Raw genomic sequence first — 15943 nt, 5'->3', positions numbered from 1 at the left:
GGTTATAAGACCCCTTTATGAGAATCCTACACTTAATCTTTTAGTTTAGACAATGAAACAGTATTGGGGCTAAAAACTTGTTGACTGACCTCCTCCCCGCCCTAAAGGACGAGGCTTTCAAAAGAAAAATGTAAAAGCAAACTTTAAATCATTCAGTGAAGAAAGGATGGTGGTGGTTGGAATGAAAATAAAGTATAAACCTGAGGAATTGACGAGACTTCCTAGAAGCGTGGAATTTAGAGAGGGGAAGGTTCATATAATCGATCAGCTCTTGCTTCCAAAAGAGTTTAAAGTAATATCATTGGAGACTGTTGAAGAGGTGGCTAGAGCAATAAAAACTCTACAGGTTAGGGGCGCTCCGGCTATAGGTGCAACTGCTGCTTATGGACTTGCACTGCTTGCTGAAAAGAGTAAAATGGAAAATAAAGAGAAGTTTTTAGATGAGTTCTACAGAGCTTTTGAAGTTTTAAAGAATACACGGCCAACAGCTGTAAATCTTTTCTGGGCTCTTAATAGAATTAAGGATATTGTGGAAGAACACAGAGAGGAGAGCCTTGATAAAATAAAAAGCCTGATTGTTGAAGAAGCACATAAAATAGCAGATGAGGACGTAGAAGCAAACCTCAGAATGGGCCACTATGGGGCTGAAATTCTTCCTGAAGGAAACATTTTAACTCACTGTAACGCTGGAAGTTTAGCAACAGTGCATCTCGGTACAGTAGGAGCAGCTTTGAGAGTAATGCACAGAGAAGGTAAATTGAGGCTTTTATGGGTGGATGAGACAAGGCCAGTTCTCCAGGGAGCCAGACTTTCAGCTTGGGAGTATCATTATGATGGGATTTCATTGAAACTGATAAGTGACAATATGGCCGGTTTTGTAATGCAACAGGGAAGAGTAGATGCAATAATTGTTGGGGCAGATAGAATTGTGGCAAATGGTGATTTTGCCAATAAGATTGGGACTTACTCTTTAGCAGTACTTGCAAAAGAGCACAACATACCCTTTTTCACGATTGCACCGTTGTCAACAATAGACATGAGTCTTAAGAGTGGTAAAGAAATCCCAATTGAAGAGAGACCAAAGGAGGAAGTCTTAACATGCGGGGGATGTAAAATAGCTCCAGATGTCGATGTTTACAATCCGGCCTTTGACGTAACTCCGCACAAATACCTCACAGCAATAATCACTGACAAAGGGGTGGTCTATCCTCCTTTCGAGAGAAATTTAAAGAAACTCTTTGAATAACGTTTTAATTTTCCATGGTGAGGGGATATGAAGTTCTTTGGCTTAAAAACAAGGATAATAATTGGGGAAGATAGTCTTCGATATGTTCAGAGTATTGCGAGAAATTATGAGAAGGTTATGATACTTTCGAGCAAATCCATGCGAATCCACGGATTCCTTAATGAGGTTATGGACTATGTAGAGGAAGCTGGAGCCGAGGTAGATGCCATAGAAGGATTGCCTGCTGAGCCTGATTATGAAGATGTTGAAGAGTTAATTCCGAGGGTTAGGGCTTTTTCTCCAGATTTGCTCATAGCTCTTGGAGGGGGAAGTGTAATAGATATCACAAAGGCCGTAAAGGTCTTTTATGATGCACCAGAAGTTAGTTTTGAAGAGGTAGCATTTTTTAGTAGGTTTACAAAGCCTGTAAAGGTTATACCAAAACTTAAAACTCCATTAGTGGCAATACCTTCTACAAGTGGGGCTGGAAGCGAAGTTTCTGCCGCGAGTGTGCTAAGAAAAGACGGAGTAAAATACAACCTTGTCTCCTACGAGATTGCTCCAGAATATGCAATTCTTGATCCACGGCTACCAAGAACAATGCCAGAGGAAGTGGCAAGGAATTCAGGTCTGGATGTTTTAGTTCATGGAATTGAGGCATATACTACCAAAGTAGCAACTCCATTCAGTGATGCCATGGCGATAAGAGCCATAAAGACTGTTTTTAAGTGGCTTCCGCTGTCAGTTAAAGGAGATGAAAAAGCTAGAGAAAAGATACATTATGCAGCAACAATGGCTGGAATAGCGTTTTTAAATGCTCGTCTGGGTATATGTCATAGCATGAGTCATAAAGCTGCTTGGATAGCTCCACATGGTTTACTTAATGCGATTTTCCTGCCATATGTAATTGAATTCAACATGAAAAGTGAATATGCAAGGAGAAAGTATACCGAGATAGCTAAAGAGGTTGGATTTAACACAGCTGAAGAGCTTGTTGAAGTCATGAAGGAATTCAATGAAATGCTTGGGGTTCCAAAGCTGAGTGACATAGTGAATGAGGATATATTCCTTCTGAAACTTGCTGAAATGACGGATATGGCCTATGCTGATCCTTTAGTCACTTTTAACCCTGTTGAACCAAGTGTGGATGACATCAAAGAGCTCTACAGAAAGGCGTATTATGCCGAGTAGTTTTTAAACCCTCTTTCACTTTTTTTATCATGCACTTTCTTTTAAAACGAGCAATAAAAGAGAGATTTGGGAAGCTTAATGAACTCCAAATGAATGCTTTTGAAGAAGTTAGCTCTGGAAAGAGTGTTTTAATAGTTGCTCCTACTGGTAGTGGAAAGACCGAGGCTGCAGTATTGCCGGTTTTTAATGCAATCCTTGAAGAAGGTCTGAAACCAATTTCTGTTCTCTATATAGCGCCGTTAAAGGCCCTTAACAGAGATTTACTTGACAGGTTAGTCTGGTGGGGAGAAAAACTCAATTTGGATGTAGAGGTTAGACATGGGGACACTTCTGCCTATAGAAAATCTAAACAAGTTAAAAAGCCTCCTCATATGTTGATAATAACTCCTGAAACTCTTGGAGTTATTCTTACAATGAAGTCTCTTCGTAAAGCTCTATCCAATGTCAAGTTTGTGATTGTTGATGAAATAGTAGAGCTTGTTGATAATAAAAGAGGAATACAACTTAGCCTAGCTCTTGAAAGATTGGCAGAAATAGCTGATTTCCAGAGAATTGGACTTTCTGCGACTGTGGGGAATGAGGAAGAAATCAAAACATGGCTTAAGGCTGATACTGTCGTGAAGCCACTGATAGCTAAGGCGTACAAAGTTAAGGTTTTGTTTCCACAACCAGATGAAAAGGACTTTGAGCTTTCTAAGGAGTTGAGCATCCCATTAGAGGTTGCTACTAGGTTGGGGGTTCTCTGGGAAATAATAGAGAAATATGAAAGAGCCCTGATTTTTACAAACACAAGGCAGTTTGCTGAAATTTTAGCTCATAGACTTAAGGCTTGGGGAAAGCCAGTTGAGGTTCATCATGGGAGTCTCTCAAAAGAGGCTAGAATTCAAGCTGAAAGAGCTCTTAAAGAGGGGAAAGTAAAGGCCCTTGTGTGTACATCCTCAATGGAGCTTGGAATAGATATAGGAGATGTGGATGTTGTAATCCAGTACATGAGTCCAAGACAGGTAAATAGACTTGTCCAACGGATTGGGAGATCAAAACATAGGGTAGGAGAGATAAGCGAAGGTTATATCATCACAACAAATATGGAAGACTATTTAGAGAGTTTGATAATTGCTAAAAGGGCCTTGGAAGGTAAGCTTGAAGCCGTGAGACCATATGAAAATGCTCTAGATGTTCTGGCCCATTTCATAGTTGGGCTTCTAATAGAACACAAAAAACTCCCAAGAGAAGTCCCATTTGAAATAGCTAAAAGGGCGTACTCTTATAGAAACCTAAGCTGGGACGACTATGGTGCAGTTCTAAACATGTTAAATGATGCTAGGTTAGTAGGTTATGATGAGGAGAGCGGACTATTATACCTGAGAAGAGGGGCATATCAGTACTATTATGAGAATCTTTCCACAATCCCAGATGAAATCAGTTACAGGGTTTTTGACGTCAAAACTGGTAAGATTGTCGGTCGTCTGGATGAGAAGTTTGTGATGGATCTTGAAGAAGGGATGGAGTTTATCATGCATGGAAGAAGCTGGATAATTTTGGGGATAGATGAGGAGAGTAGGCTTCTTAAAGTTAGGGAAAGTAAAAGCTTAGAAAGTGCAGTTCCAAGCTGGGAAGGCGAGATGATTCCCGTGCCGTTTGAGGTGGCTATTGAAGTTGGAAAACTTAAAAGAGATCTTCTTTTTGATTTTGCCTCTGCTAAAAGAGTAATATCAAATGTAGATTTTGATGAAAAAGAGCTTGAATTTGTGAGGACACTTCTTGAAAAGCAAAAACCTTTAGGAACGGATAGGGACATTGGGATAGAGTCCATTCCAAAGGCCCTTGTGATTCATGCTGATTTTGGAAACCAGGTTAACGAGAGTATTGGAAGATTTCTCATGGCATTTTTGACAGCAAAGTATGGCAAAGTATTTGCAATGAAAGCTCAAGCTCATGCGATAGTACTTCACACTCCGTTCCAGCTTAACCCCAATGAAGTCAAGAACTACCTCCTCCAAGACCACAGGGTTCTTGAGTTTGTGATAGCTAGAGAATTGAGAGGGAGCACGGCCTATCGGTGGAGAATGCTCAATGTGGCAAAAAGAATGGGGACTCTAAGAAGGGAGGCTAAAATAAGAAAAGTCGAGAGGCTTTTTGAAGGTACAGTTATTGAGAAAGAGACTTTAAATGAACTTTTCCATGATAAATTAGATATTAAACAGGCAGAAACAGTCTTAAGGGCGCTAAAGGAGGGTAAAATTAGAATCAAAGTAAATCTGGGAAGAGAACCATCTCCACTTGCAGCTCTTAACTTAACTGTTGGTGGGGAGTTTCTGGTAAGTGGGGAACTGGAAAAGGATGAAATATTAATTCTCTTTAAAGAGCGTCTCTTAAACACGGAAGTAGCTTTAGTATGCACAAATTGTGGATGGAGGAGCACTACAAGAGTCTCACGTTTAAAAAACCGAGTTAAAGATTTACAGTGTCCCAAATGCTCTTCCCTAATGATAGCTGTAGCCCATCCAATAGATGCTGAACTCTTTATTTCGGCTTTAAAGAAGTTTAAACGTAGGGAAAAACTAGAGAAAGAAGAGGAAAGTGCTTATCGGAGGCTAATAAAAGCAAGCGATCTTGTAAAGGCCTATGGGTTTGATGCCGTTCTAGCTTTGGCGAGCTATGGCGTCGGGGCAGATACAGCAGCAAGAATCTTAAGCCAATATAGAGGGGAAGCATTGCTTGTTGCTCTGTTGGAACGGGAGAGAGAATTTATACGTACAAGACGCTTTTGGGTGGATAAAAGGGAGAACAAAGGGAATTAGGTTTTATGGATGTTTATGGTTAGTCGGTTTAGGGAAAAGAAATTACATCTCCACCGCTCTTCTCATGTAAGGGGATATTCTTCCAGAGCTTCAGGTTTTTTAAGACCCTCAAAGTTCCTTTAATCTATCGGCTTTTTCCCACCCTCCGTCTGCCGTAGAGTATGAGAACCTCCTTTCTTCCCGAGTGGTACAGTTCCTCTAGGAAACGGAACTCCTCTCTTCGTTTTGTAAACATTATCTTCACCAAGATAATCTTTATCAAGATAATTATTAGGCCTTTCGAAGTCCTCTAAATCTAGACCAAAAGGCCCTCTCATCAAGCCCCGCAAGACTATGAAATACAAAAAGAACAAAAGAAAAGTCAGCTCTGACCGTAAATCTCATTAACCTTTTTCAGGAATTCACTGGCACTTACAACGTCTCTAACATCTATACGTTCATGCTTGGTGTGTGAGATATCAAGGTTCCCTGGCCCGAAGACAATAGTTCTTGTACCGTTGTACACAAAGTTTATGGCATCTGTCCAGCTTCTCATCCCTCCAAATTCATCTAGACCCACTGCATCCATGGCCTTTTTAGCTATCTGCACAATCTCTTCATCCTCTTCAAGTTCATATCCATCCCATATCTCAGTGTATTCATATTTGGAAGTGTACTCTTCAAGTATTGGCTCCATGAGGTCTAGAATATCCTCGACCTCTTGCTCTGGTAATAATCTTGCCTCAAACCGTCCCCTACATAAAGCGGGGATTAAATAATATGGGTTCTCACATATCAGTTCTTGAAGGCCAATGTACGCATCGAAGTATTTACCCTTCTGATTAAAGGGTTCAAGAGCTTTAAGTTCTTCGATCATTTTGTAAGCTTGGTCGATTGCATTTATTCCGCTCTCTGGGCAGGCACCATGGGCTTCTTTTCCATCTACTTCGAAATATGCTTCAATGTTACCTGCGTGAGCTACATGTACTTCTAAGTCTGTAGGCTCAAGTACGATAGCCATCTTTGGTTTGTAACGTTCCATGAACAATGCTGAGCCCATTCCGCCTTTTTCTTCATCACTCACAAAGACGACTCCAACGTTTAGTTCGCCATTCTCTTTTTTCAGACTCTCTAGCATGAGAAGTACACTGGCAAGTCCACCTTTTACGTCACTTGCTCCAGTACCATAGACTATGTTTCCTCTCACAAAGGGTTCTGCTCTTATATCTATTGTGTCCATGTGGACTTCAAAGAAGAGCTCAGCTTCGGGATTGACAACTAGATCAATTACTCTTCCGTCACTCTCTATGTGAACTTCATAATCAAGTTTATGAAGAAATTCCATTATGTGTAAAGCAAGGCGATCTTCATGGTCTGAAGGTGAGGGGATCTTTAATAACTCAACTAAAATCTCTTTTGCCCGTTCGGCTTTCATTTTGGTCACCTGAGTGAAAATGCGATTTTCGTACTTATAAACACTTTGGGTTGAGGAAAAGTTTATTTTATCCTCCATCAACTATCCTTGGGCGATGAAGAGATTCATCCCTCCTGACGGGACAAGTCCTCGGATGAGGATGCGGTCCCCCCTTGAGCCTTTTTGAGGTGAACAACATGATTCCTATAGAGATACCCCCTAATACTGTCATGCTCAGAGGAGTGGGATATGATTCAAATATTTACCTCTTTCGTGATGGAGAAGAGGGTCTTATAGTAGATACCGGGACCGGAGTTTACTGGCACAAGTATTTTGAGGTTTTTGAACGTGAAGATTACCTTAGGGGACTTAGACGTGTTATTATCTTAAGCACGCATGAACATTTCGATCATGTGGGGGGTAACAGGAGGTTTAAAGAATTTTTTGAAAAAATGGGGTTAGAAGTGAGTTTTGCAGCTCATGAAGTTGCAGCAGAAATTCTTGAGAAAGGTGATGATTACGTCATACTCTCCTATGCTTATGGAAGAAAGTTTGCTCCCCAAAGGGTGGATCTATTTATTAAAGATAAAGATGTCTTAAGAATTGGGAGGAAAGAATTGATTGTTTTTCATACTCCTGGCCATACAGCAGGTAGCGTTTGTATATATGAACCCAAAGAGAAGCTCCTCTTTACAGGGGATACTCTATTTAAGGGCTCTGTAGGTAGAACTGATCTGCCAACAGGGGATTTTAAGGACCTCGTAACTTCTTTAGAAAAATTAGAGGGGATTGAAGTAGATATTGCCCTGCCTGGGCATGGGAGGCCCATACTTGATTGGAAGAAGAATCTTAAGGATATTCAAAAATACTTGGGGGTTATTGAGTGAGAAAGGGCTTTGTTAAAGAAGTGCTATCCAAGCTTAAATATGATCCTCGTGAAAATGAGGAGGACTACTATATCGTCATAGAACATAGGGGCGCTTATGGAGATATAAAAAAGATTCCTGTCAAACTGATAACTCTTGGACATGGGTATTTTTTCATTGAAGATACACAAATTCCCTACCATAGAATCCTTGCAGTAGTTAGAAAAGATGGGAAAATAATATGGAAAAAACGTGGATTAGGAGATAAATTCAAATTCTGAAATTAGAAGCCCCTTATTCTTTTCTTCAAATGTGTTCAAATCTCCAGAAATTAGCAAAAAGCTTTTACTCACAATTGCATGGTCTTTTAGGTATGTCAGTATTTCAAAGAGTTTCTTGAACCCAATTTTGGCATTAAGGTGTTCAATTCCCTCTATCGCGAGTATGGTGTTTCCTTGCTTCAAAAAGTCTATCATGAACTTCTTGGAGTCTTCAAAGCGCTCTGGTGAAATTGAACCGATTACAGGAACGTTTGTTATCCAGTAAACCTCTATCTCCTTCTTAAAGAGCCCTTTAATAGTTTCTGGGTCATCTCGTGTTATGACCATGCTTTTTCTGTTGTCTAAAATGTTCATAAGGAAGTAACGGGATTTGAATTTGCTTGAGAAAAGGTATCCTCTTGGCGAAGGTTCCTTGAGCTTAACTTCATCTTCAGATAGTGCAAGGAGCAAGTCATAGAGTTCTTTTAATTCCTCATAATGTTGTTGCGCTTTTCTTGACATTTGGGAAAGAATTAACTTCAACTTTTCATCTATGGAAACCCTTGCTAAAATTTCATAAATCTCTTTTTCTAGCAGTTCATTGTTCATGCATACACGGAGAACCTTTAAATACTCAGTAACACTAGTCAAAGTCTTTTGAGGAGGTTTGATCTCAAGAAGCGGTAAGTCAAGTTCTATTGGTTCTTCTTCTGGATAAAGAAGTTTGAATTCGTTATAAAGTTCGTCTCTATGTTTGAGATTTTCTTCAGAAAGCATAGAAAAGAGGGCTTTTGCACTCTCTATTTGGCAGTTTTCAGCAAGTTTTTTGTAATACTCGCTCTCTTTTTCTTTATTGGGTATTAAATAACTCAGAATTTCCTTTGGAGATTTATCTTTAAGATACTTAATGATTTGATCGTTCTGTATTAGATGTGACCAAATCTCCATTCTATCCCCCTCTACTTTTTAGTCAGTTCAAATAGAAAAGCTTTTCTATGATTTAGGCTATGGCGTTAGGAGGGTAAAGGATGATAGATGCTCATGCTCACGTGGAGATGTTTAAGGGAGACGTTTCGCTCATTATAATGGAGAGTAAAGAAGAATTAAAAGCTATAGTGGACTCTATAACTGAGTACAGAAAGTTTCATGTGTGGAAAAGTTGGGAACTTTTGAAACCTTACTTTGACTTTATATTCCCCACTTTAGGATTTGCACCTAATGAAGCTCGAAGAGGTAACTGGGAGAAGGTCAAAAAGGTAGAGGATTTTATTTGGCAACATAAGGATGAGATAGTTGCGGTTGGGGAAATAGGTCTTGATTACTACTATGCCCAGACGGAAAAAGAAAGAGAAAACCAGAGAGCGATATTTGACTATTTTCTTGGTGTTGCGGAGGAATTAAAGCTCCCTGTAGTCATACATGCTAGAGATGCTGAAAGAATAGCTTTTGAAATGGTTCAAAGAAGAGGGTTAAAGGCTTACTTCCACTCATATAGTGGAAACATCGATGTTGCTAAGGAAATTGTTGAAAATGGCCATTTTATTGGCATAAACACAGGTATAGTTTTTATCCCAGAGATCGAGAATGTCACGAGGGCTCTTGAAATTGAGAGCATTCTTGTTGAGACTGATGCTCCATATATGAGTCCGTTTAAAGGTGAAAAGAACAAACCTCAGTACATAAAAGTTGCTATTGAAAGAATATCTGAAATCAAGGAAATTAGCTTTGATGAGGTTGAACAGATAACAGAAAGGAATACGTTAGGATTTTTTAGACTAAATTTGGGGTGAGGAAAATGGAAGAGATTGAAAAGGTTAAACTCTTGTGTGAAAAGCTTGGAGAAGGGAATATGGTAAGGGCGATAGACTCATTTGTAGCTCTTCAAAAAGAACTTTCAAGTAAGAAAGGTGAGGACTTTGTAAATATATCGATTTTGGGTTTTATTGAAGGAATGTTGGTAAGTTTTCAAAGAAAATATCCAGAGAACGAAGATGTTCAAGCTCTTCTAGAAGAAGTGAAGGCAAAGAGAGAAAGGCTTGAAGAGAAGTTCAAAAGAGCAAAGGTGCCACTTTTTGAGGGAAATAATAGCACTTAACTATCAGCCCTGGCTGTATTCATCATAGCCAAAGGGCTCGGGCCGTAGGGAAAGTTCATCACAAGCCCGCCAAAATAACTTCTCCGTTTACTTTTAAATTTTTTCGCTAGTAGAACTCTTTGAATAGCTCACCTTCTTGAAGATAGGTTCGTTTGAGCTTAAGGGCGGTTTTTGCTTTTTCTAGTTCTCTACCTAAATAAAAGGCATGTCTTGGGGAGATTTTGAAGTTTTCGAGGATTGTGTCGATTATTGCATTTGGTTTGTCCCCGACAACGGTTAAAACCTGATCAGTGCCCTTATGGGCTATGACCCAGATTTTATCATCTTTGAGGAATATCCGAAAGTAAATGTCTTCTAACTTAATCTCCCTCTCTCTAGCCTTTATAACAGGTGAGTCTATGGTATACTCCACTTTTTCACTTCTCTTCTCTTTAAGGATGAGAAGATCAAACCCTAGGTCTTTGGGCATGTTGAATAGCATCATATCTAGGGCTCTCTTGAGTTCTTTAACGGTTCCCCTGCATTTTGGACTAACTTCGGTGGTTAAAAGTAAAGAGATATTAAGTTCTTTTGCAATTCCGGCCAAAATAGCGTTTATGCCAACACTATCCGCATCAATCATTTCTACGACGTTACCAACACCAGCCAATAGAACGTCCTCTGGATTTCTCTCACGATAGAATTGAAAAGCACTTAAAGACCGTGTTAGATGAGGGATGTGTTCAAGAATTGGATCCAAGATAATTCTCTTATAACCAAGATCAATTGCTTTTTCTTTGAGTTTCTCTAAAAATTCAACTCTTTCTTTTGGATTTTCTGGGAAATATCCTTTTTTCTGATTAGTTGGGATTAAGACAACTGGTTTTTTTGTAACAAGAGCGTCAACATTGCCTTCGTCCACACTTAAAAGAAGATCCATATAGTTCAACGCGTTCTCAAGTTCTTGTTCATTTAGGGAATCAAAACTTATAGGGGGGTCAAAACCATTTCCTCTTAACATTTCTCTGATTTCTGGGATGTTTTCAATAAATTCAAGATTTTTTTCTCCGCTTATCATCCCCACATCTATGATGTCGGCACCATTCTTTAGGTAATATATAGCCTTTTCTACGATTTTGTTTAGATCAAGTTTGGGTGCATCTACGATTTCTGCGACAATCCTCTGGGGAAAGTCCAACCCAACAGGCAAATTCCCCACCAAAAAATTGTATGGCTTCTTGAGAGCTTTTTCGATGTAATTCTTGTTTTTTGTCTTGTTCTTTATATCATCTATTCTTTTTAGGGCATCAATTTGAAATAGTTCATCGGCAGGGGTCTCTTTGCTTAGTTTGAAACCACTCTTAAGAGCCTTGAGTGTTTGAGGGATGTCGTATGCATATTTGGGTCCTTTGAAAGTTGGGATTCCTAAGGCCTCTTCGATCTCCTGAGTAGAGCCTTTAACTAAGCCTGGAACCATAATTAGGTCGTAGTTCTTTATTTTGGCTTGTTTTAGATAATTGACTATCATTCTTGGAGTCAAAAAAGCTGCAACACTAACTGGACAAACAAAGACATCACATCCCTTTCCATATTGTCTTACTAGGGGTTCTGCAATTTTCCCTGTTACTAAGAGAATTTTCATGGTTTGGTATTGGAGATAAATATATTTAGAGATTTTGCTTAAACATCCTTCCAACGTGAAAGCCTTGCCCTTCATAGCAGAAAGGAGGGAAATGTTTAGAGTATTTACTTTTTGATAATATCATAGAAAAAATGTTCAACATTGAGGGAAAGCTATTAAATATGGTGTGGACTTATTCGGATTTAGGTGTAAACATCATGATTAGGGTTGAGGGGCTCTCTAAAAAGTTTGGGGAGAAGATTGTACTTAATAAAATCAGTTTTAATGTCAATGATGGTGAGATTTATGGGCTATTGGGCCCAAATGGAAGTGGAAAGTCCACAACAATGAAAATTCTTGTTGGGATATTAAAGCCAACTGCAGGAAAAGTGGATATTAATGGAATTGATCCCTCAAAGGACCCAATAAAGGTTAAAGAAGTTTCAGGATATGTTCCAGAAACGCCTGTTCTATATGAGAGCCTAACCCCTGCAGAATTTTTCAACTTCGTTGCTAGTATTAGAGGGATCCCTGAAAATGTCTTGGAGGAAAGGGTCACCTATCTTGTTGAGGCATTTGGAATTGAAGAATACCTTGACCAGTTTATTGGAACTCTCAGTTTTGGGACCCAACAGAAGATTTCATTAATCTCTGCTTTGCTTCATGATCCTCAGGTGCTGATTCTTGATGAGGCTATGAATGGTCTTGACCCTAAGAGTGCCAGGATCTTAAGAGAGCTCTTACTTGAGTTTAAAAGGGAGGGAAAAAGCATAATCTTTTCTACTCATATTTTGCCTTTGGCGGAGATGATATGTGATAGAATCGGGTTGATATATAGAGGAGGGCTTATTGTAGAGGGGACAATAGAGGAGTTGAAGGAAAAGGCCCATGAGGAGAATCTTGAAGACATATTCCTTAAGCTTACGGAGAGTAAGGAGGAGATTTACAATATAGTTCAGGCTTTAAAAGGAGCGTTATAGGTGATTTTCATGATCGGCACTCTTTATCGTGAACTCCATTATCAAATAGCTAAAAGGAATCCTCTCATTGCAAACGATGAAAAGCAGTTTAAAAAGGCTATCAAAAATGCAATGAGTATTAAGCGTGGCGTCGGGATACAAATTTTAGGTTTTTTGCCTTTTGGACTGATAATGGCTTCTACTTTTATTTTCACAAATGATAAGATAGTTCTTGCTTCATTGATGGTCTCTCTATCCCTTCTTCCCTTTATTTTTGCTATGTATGTGACTGCGATTCAAACTTCTTATATTCTCTCAGTTGGAATTTTTGAACCTTTGAAGTATCTTCCAGTAAGACTTGGATCGAAATACCTTAGTGGGCTTTTATTGCTTGAGATTTTCCCGGCTTTGGCCACAGTGCTTCCAAGCGTCTTCGTCTTAATGGCAAAGTATCCATACGCAGGATTACTTGGGATCTTTTGGGTATTTATGGGCCTCTTTTTAGGTCACACATTAGGACTCATTGCGGTAAACTTTTTCTCTCTTAAAATTCAGCATAGGGCCGGGAAGGGGCAGTCCATTAGAAACATTGCAAGGATTGTGCTTTTCTTCCTCTTTATAGGCATGTTCATGGTGATGAACTACCTTCAGTATTATATACGGGATCATTCAGAAGAGGTCGCGAGGATAGTTGGGAAATATTTTATTGCATATCCTTTTTCAGTAGCCTCTATTTTTGATCCATTAAGGAGTCTTGTTCTTCTTGGCACATATTTTTGTGTATTTGGATTCCTCTATTACCTGATTCTTAGAAGTGTATGGGGTAAAATACTAGAGCCTGCTGTAGTTTCGGAAAAACAGATCGTGACTAGATTTAAAGCAAAGACCAGGAATAAAATCCTTGCCGTAGCCTTCAAGGATTTTAAGATATTTTTACGAAAGCCTGCAATGCTCGTTGCCTTTTTGTTTCCAATTTATATCATTTTCCCAACGCTTATCTCTTCCTTCAGAGAGGGACATCTTAGTCTAGTGGAAGTTCTTCCTCTCCTCTTTATGATTGGTCTCTTTTCTGTTCCTGGCGCTGATGCAGTTCTCAAAGTTGAAGGGAAAGCCTTGGACTTTTTAAGAACACTTCCCCTGAAAAAGAGAGAATTTGTGGTTGGAAAAGTTTTATCTATGGCCATTGTGCCAATTTTGTTAGGGATAGCTCTTGTAGGTCTTGGAAGTTATTATGACTACAAGGCAGTAGTTTTATTCCCATATGCAATCTTGCTTCCATTGATAGCGTCTTTTACGACCATGTTGTACTTTTTCCATTATTCCGGAGAGGAGATTGGAATACCAGACCTCAAGTGGATTCATGTTATTTTCATGTTTATCTTAGTGGGGGCTATTTTCGCAATCATAGCTATTCCCCTTGTCTTGAGTCTGGAGAATATTTTTATAAGTCAGTTTATAGGCTTTGTAATTCTATTAATCTTGGTATTTCTTATCTTTTTGGGAGGTCTCCTTCCGAGAGGGAGGGGATGCGAACACTCTAAAAGCAGGCACCGAAAAATTTAAATACTCTTGCTGATAGTAATTAGTAGTTCGACAATTTGAAAAGTAGCCGGCGATTCGCTCGTCAGGGCGATAGTCGGTAGTGGCCGTGTGAACCGGCCGGTGAGAGTGAGGCTACCGGCAAGGGGGATGCCGAATGAACTCTCACGAAGCCCCGTCCATTAAGGCGGGGTAGTTCACACGCAGCTCTAGCAGGTAATATGGAATATCCCAAGAACTCTCTCCTCTTTTTTGAGATCGTTGAATATTTTTATTGCTTCCTTGGTAGGTCTCTCAATAACTCTTTTTCCTTTCATAAGTTCTCTGCTCTCTGGGAGTAGAGAAAGTATGCCGTAAATTCCAGTTCCAACTACAAGTATATCAAAATCTTCTCTCAGATACTCTTTTAACTCGTCAGGGTCTAGCTTATGGCTTGTACCATGTTTGTTTTTGGATATCCACTTCTTTCGCTTTTCAATCCTTCCGGAAGGGTAAATGACAATATCATGAGTATAGTCTACTCCATTCACAGTTATTCTCCCAAATTCCACTCTCTCAATCATTTTTCTCACCTAATAACTTTAAGGCATCGTTTATGATTTCTCTATGATCAAAAGCAAGTTTAAGGCCTTTTAATTCACTAATTCCAAAAACTTTGGCCTCTTTAGCATCGTCTCCGCCCTTTAATGTTCCCTCCCCCTTGGCTAAAAAAGCTGTTGTGACAGTATGCCCCCTTGGATCTCTATTAGGGTCACTGTAAACTCCAATGAGCTTTATAAGTTCTACGTCAAGGCCCGTTTCTTCCTTTGCCTCTCTTATCGCTGCATCTTCCACTTTTTCACCATACTCTACAAATCCACCTGGCAGGGCCCAGTGGCCTTTGTATGGCTCATTACGGCGCTGTATTAGAACTATACCATTTTTATAGAGGATTACTAAGTCTACAGTCAAACCTATACACTGATATGTCTCTACTCTAACCTGAGGATGTTTAGTCTCAACGAGTTTTTTTATCTCCTCTCGAAGGGATGTGATATTATATCCTTTTGGAGTTTTTATAAGCAGGATATACCTTTCCATATTGTGCCACCTTGCTTAATAATAACTCATGTGGGATTCAACAGCTGTTCATTTCTCGTTATTTACTTTTTCAACTTCTACAAATTTAGCATTTTCTAAGACCTCATTAAGTGGAAAATCAAAATTTCTTCTTTCTAAGAACATTGCCGTGAATGCGTTGGCTCTCTTCAGGGCTGGGATAAAGGGTAATGTCTTGTAAAAGTAAGAGAAGGCCGCTAAAAATACATCTCCCGCCCCAGTAGATTCTTTAACGTCTTTTTTTATAGGTTTATAGAGATACTTTTGTCCTTCGTGATATACAATCCCACTTTCAGGGCCGTTAGATATCAACAGGACATCCACTTTTTTTGGATCTATATTATTTAAATGCTTGAATTCATTAACATCTGCATGAAGGATCTTTACTTTGCTTAGGAAGCTTCCATCAATATCTTTCAATCTTATACTCTCGTTTTTTACTTCTCTAATGAACCCTTGGATATCGACGGCCAACCACTCCTCTTCAAAGTTGTGCACCATCTCAGGCGGAATTTCATTTGCCACTGGATTCAGTAAGATTATGTCAAATTTCCCTTCTGGAATTTCTTCCGGAGAAAAGGGCTCTGCTTTTGATAGAAGTCTAAGGGTTCTTCTGTTTTCATTGATATATTTTAGCTCATATGTTGTACTGTTTTTGGAGGGAAGTATTATAACAGAAATTCCATGCTCTTCAAGTTCATTTAGCCATGAAATTGGAAATTTCTCCCCAACTTTAGTTAGAACCACTACCTCACAGAACTTTGAGAGTGCTAAAGAGGAGTAATAAGCGCCACCACCAACTCTCTCGATTCTCTCGCTTCCTTTTACTATTATGTCGTGTGTTATATGTCCAATTACTAAGCACCTCATTTCTTCCACCCGCAAGGTTTAATTAGGTTAAGGTTCTTTTTAAATT

Annotated in this window: 16 protein-coding genes; 9 read left to right on the top strand and 7 right to left on the bottom strand. The window is 39.3% G+C overall.

The genetic code is table 11. From position 1 onward, the window contains the following. Window positions 1-181: 181 nt before the first annotated feature. The 3 genes from mtnA to K1720_RS10500 are packed head-to-tail and all read left to right on the top strand — an operon-like array spanning window position 182 to window position 5217. A complete protein-coding gene (mtnA, locus tag K1720_RS10510; RefSeq protein ID WP_251949158.1) occupies window positions 182-1246 on the top strand; it encodes an S-methyl-5-thioribose-1-phosphate isomerase in 1065 nt (354 codons plus the stop codon). Window positions 1247-1273: 27 nt separating this feature from the next. Continuing rightward, a complete protein-coding gene (locus K1720_RS10505) occupies window positions 1274-2416 on the top strand; it encodes an iron-containing alcohol dehydrogenase (protein WP_251949157.1) in 1143 nt (380 codons plus the stop codon). 29 nt (window positions 2417-2445) lie between these two features. After that, window positions 2446-5217 carry a DEAD/DEAH box helicase gene (locus tag K1720_RS10500; RefSeq protein ID WP_251949156.1) on the top strand — a complete coding sequence of 924 codons (2772 nt, stop codon included), beginning with the start codon at window positions 2446-2448 and terminating at the stop codon, window positions 5215-5217. A 119-nt stretch (window positions 5218-5336) separates the two neighbouring features. Here K1720_RS10500 and K1720_RS10495 read toward each other — a convergent pair whose 3' ends face one another. Then, the gene (locus K1720_RS10495) at window positions 5337-5534 is read right to left on the bottom strand and encodes a hypothetical protein (protein WP_251949155.1); all 198 of its coding nucleotides are present in this window, start codon (window positions 5532-5534) and stop codon (window positions 5337-5339) included. A 44-nt stretch (window positions 5535-5578) separates the two neighbouring features. Then, window positions 5579-6631 carry a M20/M25/M40 family metallo-hydrolase gene (locus K1720_RS10490; protein WP_251949154.1) on the bottom strand — a complete coding sequence of 351 codons (1053 nt, stop codon included), beginning with the start codon at window positions 6629-6631 and terminating at the stop codon, window positions 5579-5581. A 176-nt stretch (window positions 6632-6807) separates the two neighbouring features. Between K1720_RS10490 and K1720_RS10485 the strand changes: the two genes are divergently transcribed. Together K1720_RS10485 and K1720_RS10480 are read left to right on the top strand one after the other, a co-directional pair. After that, on the top strand, window positions 6808-7497 hold the full coding sequence (locus tag K1720_RS10485) for an MBL fold metallo-hydrolase (RefSeq protein WP_251949153.1): 690 nt from the start codon (window positions 6808-6810) through the stop codon (window positions 7495-7497). Further along, window positions 7494-7757: a DUF504 domain-containing protein gene (locus tag K1720_RS10480; RefSeq protein ID WP_055283351.1), complete on the top strand. Its 264-nt coding sequence runs from the start codon at window positions 7494-7496 to the stop codon at window positions 7755-7757. The genes K1720_RS10485 and K1720_RS10480 overlap by 4 nt, the downstream gene beginning before the upstream one ends. Here the strand turns inward: K1720_RS10480 and K1720_RS10475 are convergent. Further along, window positions 7734-8684 carry a DUF835 domain-containing protein gene (locus K1720_RS10475; protein WP_251949152.1) on the bottom strand — a complete coding sequence of 317 codons (951 nt, stop codon included), beginning with the start codon at window positions 8682-8684 and terminating at the stop codon, window positions 7734-7736. The two genes, K1720_RS10480 and K1720_RS10475, sit on opposite strands and share 24 nt — an antisense overlap. Before the next feature lie 80 nt (window positions 8685-8764). Between K1720_RS10475 and K1720_RS10470 the strand changes: the two genes are divergently transcribed. Then, window positions 8765-9526 (top strand): YchF/TatD family DNA exonuclease, encoded by a 762-nt coding sequence (locus K1720_RS10470; protein ID WP_251949151.1) that lies wholly within the window; start codon window positions 8765-8767, stop codon window positions 9524-9526. Window positions 9527-9531: 5 nt separating this feature from the next. Next, complete coding sequence (locus K1720_RS10465) at window positions 9532-9831, top strand: DUF3216 domain-containing protein (protein ID WP_251949150.1); 300 nt, start codon at window positions 9532-9534, stop codon at window positions 9829-9831. Between the two features lie 106 nt (window positions 9832-9937). Here the strand turns inward: K1720_RS10465 and K1720_RS10460 are convergent, their stop codons facing one another. Further along, entirely contained in the window at window positions 9938-11452 is a 1515-nt protein-coding gene (locus tag K1720_RS10460; protein ID WP_251949149.1) for a dihydropteroate synthase-like protein, read from the bottom strand. Between the two features lie 197 nt (window positions 11453-11649). Here K1720_RS10460 and K1720_RS10455 point away from each other — a divergent pair, with 197 nt between their 5' ends. Both K1720_RS10455 and K1720_RS10450 read left to right on the top strand, forming a co-directional pair. After that, the gene (locus tag K1720_RS10455) at window positions 11650-12411 is read left to right on the top strand and encodes an ABC transporter ATP-binding protein (protein WP_251949148.1); all 762 of its coding nucleotides are present in this window, start codon (window positions 11650-11652) and stop codon (window positions 12409-12411) included. A gap of 9 nt (window positions 12412-12420) precedes the next feature. After that, window positions 12421-13953 (top strand): hypothetical protein, encoded by a 1533-nt coding sequence (locus tag K1720_RS10450; protein ID WP_251949147.1) that lies wholly within the window; start codon window positions 12421-12423, stop codon window positions 13951-13953. A 185-nt stretch (window positions 13954-14138) separates the two neighbouring features. On the opposite strand, the gene K1720_RS10445 is transcribed toward K1720_RS10450, so the two are convergent. Genes K1720_RS10445 through K1720_RS10435 form a run of 3 tightly spaced genes read right to left on the bottom strand, consistent with a single transcriptional unit; the run spans window position 14139 to window position 15897 of the window. Continuing rightward, entirely contained in the window at window positions 14139-14492 is a 354-nt protein-coding gene (locus K1720_RS10445; protein WP_251949146.1) for an Mth938-like domain-containing protein, read from the bottom strand. Continuing rightward, window positions 14485-15009 (bottom strand): NUDIX domain-containing protein, encoded by a 525-nt coding sequence (locus tag K1720_RS10440; protein WP_251949145.1) that lies wholly within the window; start codon window positions 15007-15009, stop codon window positions 14485-14487. The genes K1720_RS10445 and K1720_RS10440 overlap by 8 nt, the downstream gene beginning before the upstream one ends. 48 nt (window positions 15010-15057) lie before the next feature. Further along, window positions 15058-15897, bottom strand: a complete 840-nt coding sequence (locus tag K1720_RS10435) for a PfkB family carbohydrate kinase (RefSeq protein ID WP_251949144.1) — start codon at window positions 15895-15897, stop codon at window positions 15058-15060. Window positions 15898-15943 lie beyond the last annotated feature (46 nt).

It is taken from the genome of Thermococcus argininiproducens, assembly GCF_023746595.1.
In the GTDB taxonomy this organism is placed as follows: Archaea; Methanobacteriota_B; Thermococci; order Thermococcales; family Thermococcaceae; genus Thermococcus_A; species Thermococcus_A argininiproducens.
The sequence above is the reverse complement of the archived record's forward strand: the minus strand, read 5'-3'. Positions and strand labels throughout refer to the sequence as shown.

Bases quoted from the DNA above. Each gene is read 5' to 3' on its own strand.
- K1720_RS10455 (WP_251949148.1), top strand. From the start codon at position 11,650: ATGATTAGGGTTGAGGGGCTCTCTAAAAAGTTTGGGGAGAAGATTGTA.
- K1720_RS10440 (WP_251949145.1), bottom strand. From the start codon at position 15,009: ATGGAAAGGTATATCCTGCTTATAAAAACTCCAAAAGGATATAATATC.
- K1720_RS10445 (WP_251949146.1), bottom strand. From the start codon at position 14,492: ATGATTGAGAGAGTGGAATTTGGGAGAATAACTGTGAATGGAGTAGAC.
- K1720_RS10465 (WP_251949150.1), top strand. From the start codon at position 9,532: ATGGAAGAGATTGAAAAGGTTAAACTCTTGTGTGAAAAGCTTGGAGAA.
- K1720_RS10450 (WP_251949147.1), top strand. From the start codon at position 12,421: ATGATCGGCACTCTTTATCGTGAACTCCATTATCAAATAGCTAAAAGG.
- K1720_RS10470 (WP_251949151.1), top strand. From the start codon at position 8,765: ATGATAGATGCTCATGCTCACGTGGAGATGTTTAAGGGAGACGTTTCG.
- K1720_RS10460 (WP_251949149.1), bottom strand. From the start codon at position 11,452: ATGAAAATTCTCTTAGTAACAGGGAAAATTGCAGAACCCCTAGTAAGA.
- K1720_RS10490 (WP_251949154.1), bottom strand. From the start codon at position 6,631: ATGAAAGCCGAACGGGCAAAAGAGATTTTAGTTGAGTTATTAAAGATC.
- K1720_RS10485 (WP_251949153.1), top strand. From the start codon at position 6,808: ATGATTCCTATAGAGATACCCCCTAATACTGTCATGCTCAGAGGAGTG.
- K1720_RS10505 (WP_251949157.1), top strand. From the start codon at position 1,274: ATGAAGTTCTTTGGCTTAAAAACAAGGATAATAATTGGGGAAGATAGT.
- mtnA (WP_251949158.1), top strand. From the start codon at position 182: ATGAAAATAAAGTATAAACCTGAGGAATTGACGAGACTTCCTAGAAGC.
- K1720_RS10500 (WP_251949156.1), top strand. From the start codon at position 2,446: ATGCACTTTCTTTTAAAACGAGCAATAAAAGAGAGATTTGGGAAGCTT.
- K1720_RS10475 (WP_251949152.1), bottom strand. From the start codon at position 8,684: ATGGAGATTTGGTCACATCTAATACAGAACGATCAAATCATTAAGTAT.
- K1720_RS10495 (WP_251949155.1), bottom strand. From the start codon at position 5,534: ATGAGAGGGCCTTTTGGTCTAGATTTAGAGGACTTCGAAAGGCCTAAT.
- K1720_RS10435 (WP_251949144.1), bottom strand. From the start codon at position 15,897: ATGAGGTGCTTAGTAATTGGACATATAACACACGACATAATAGTAAAA.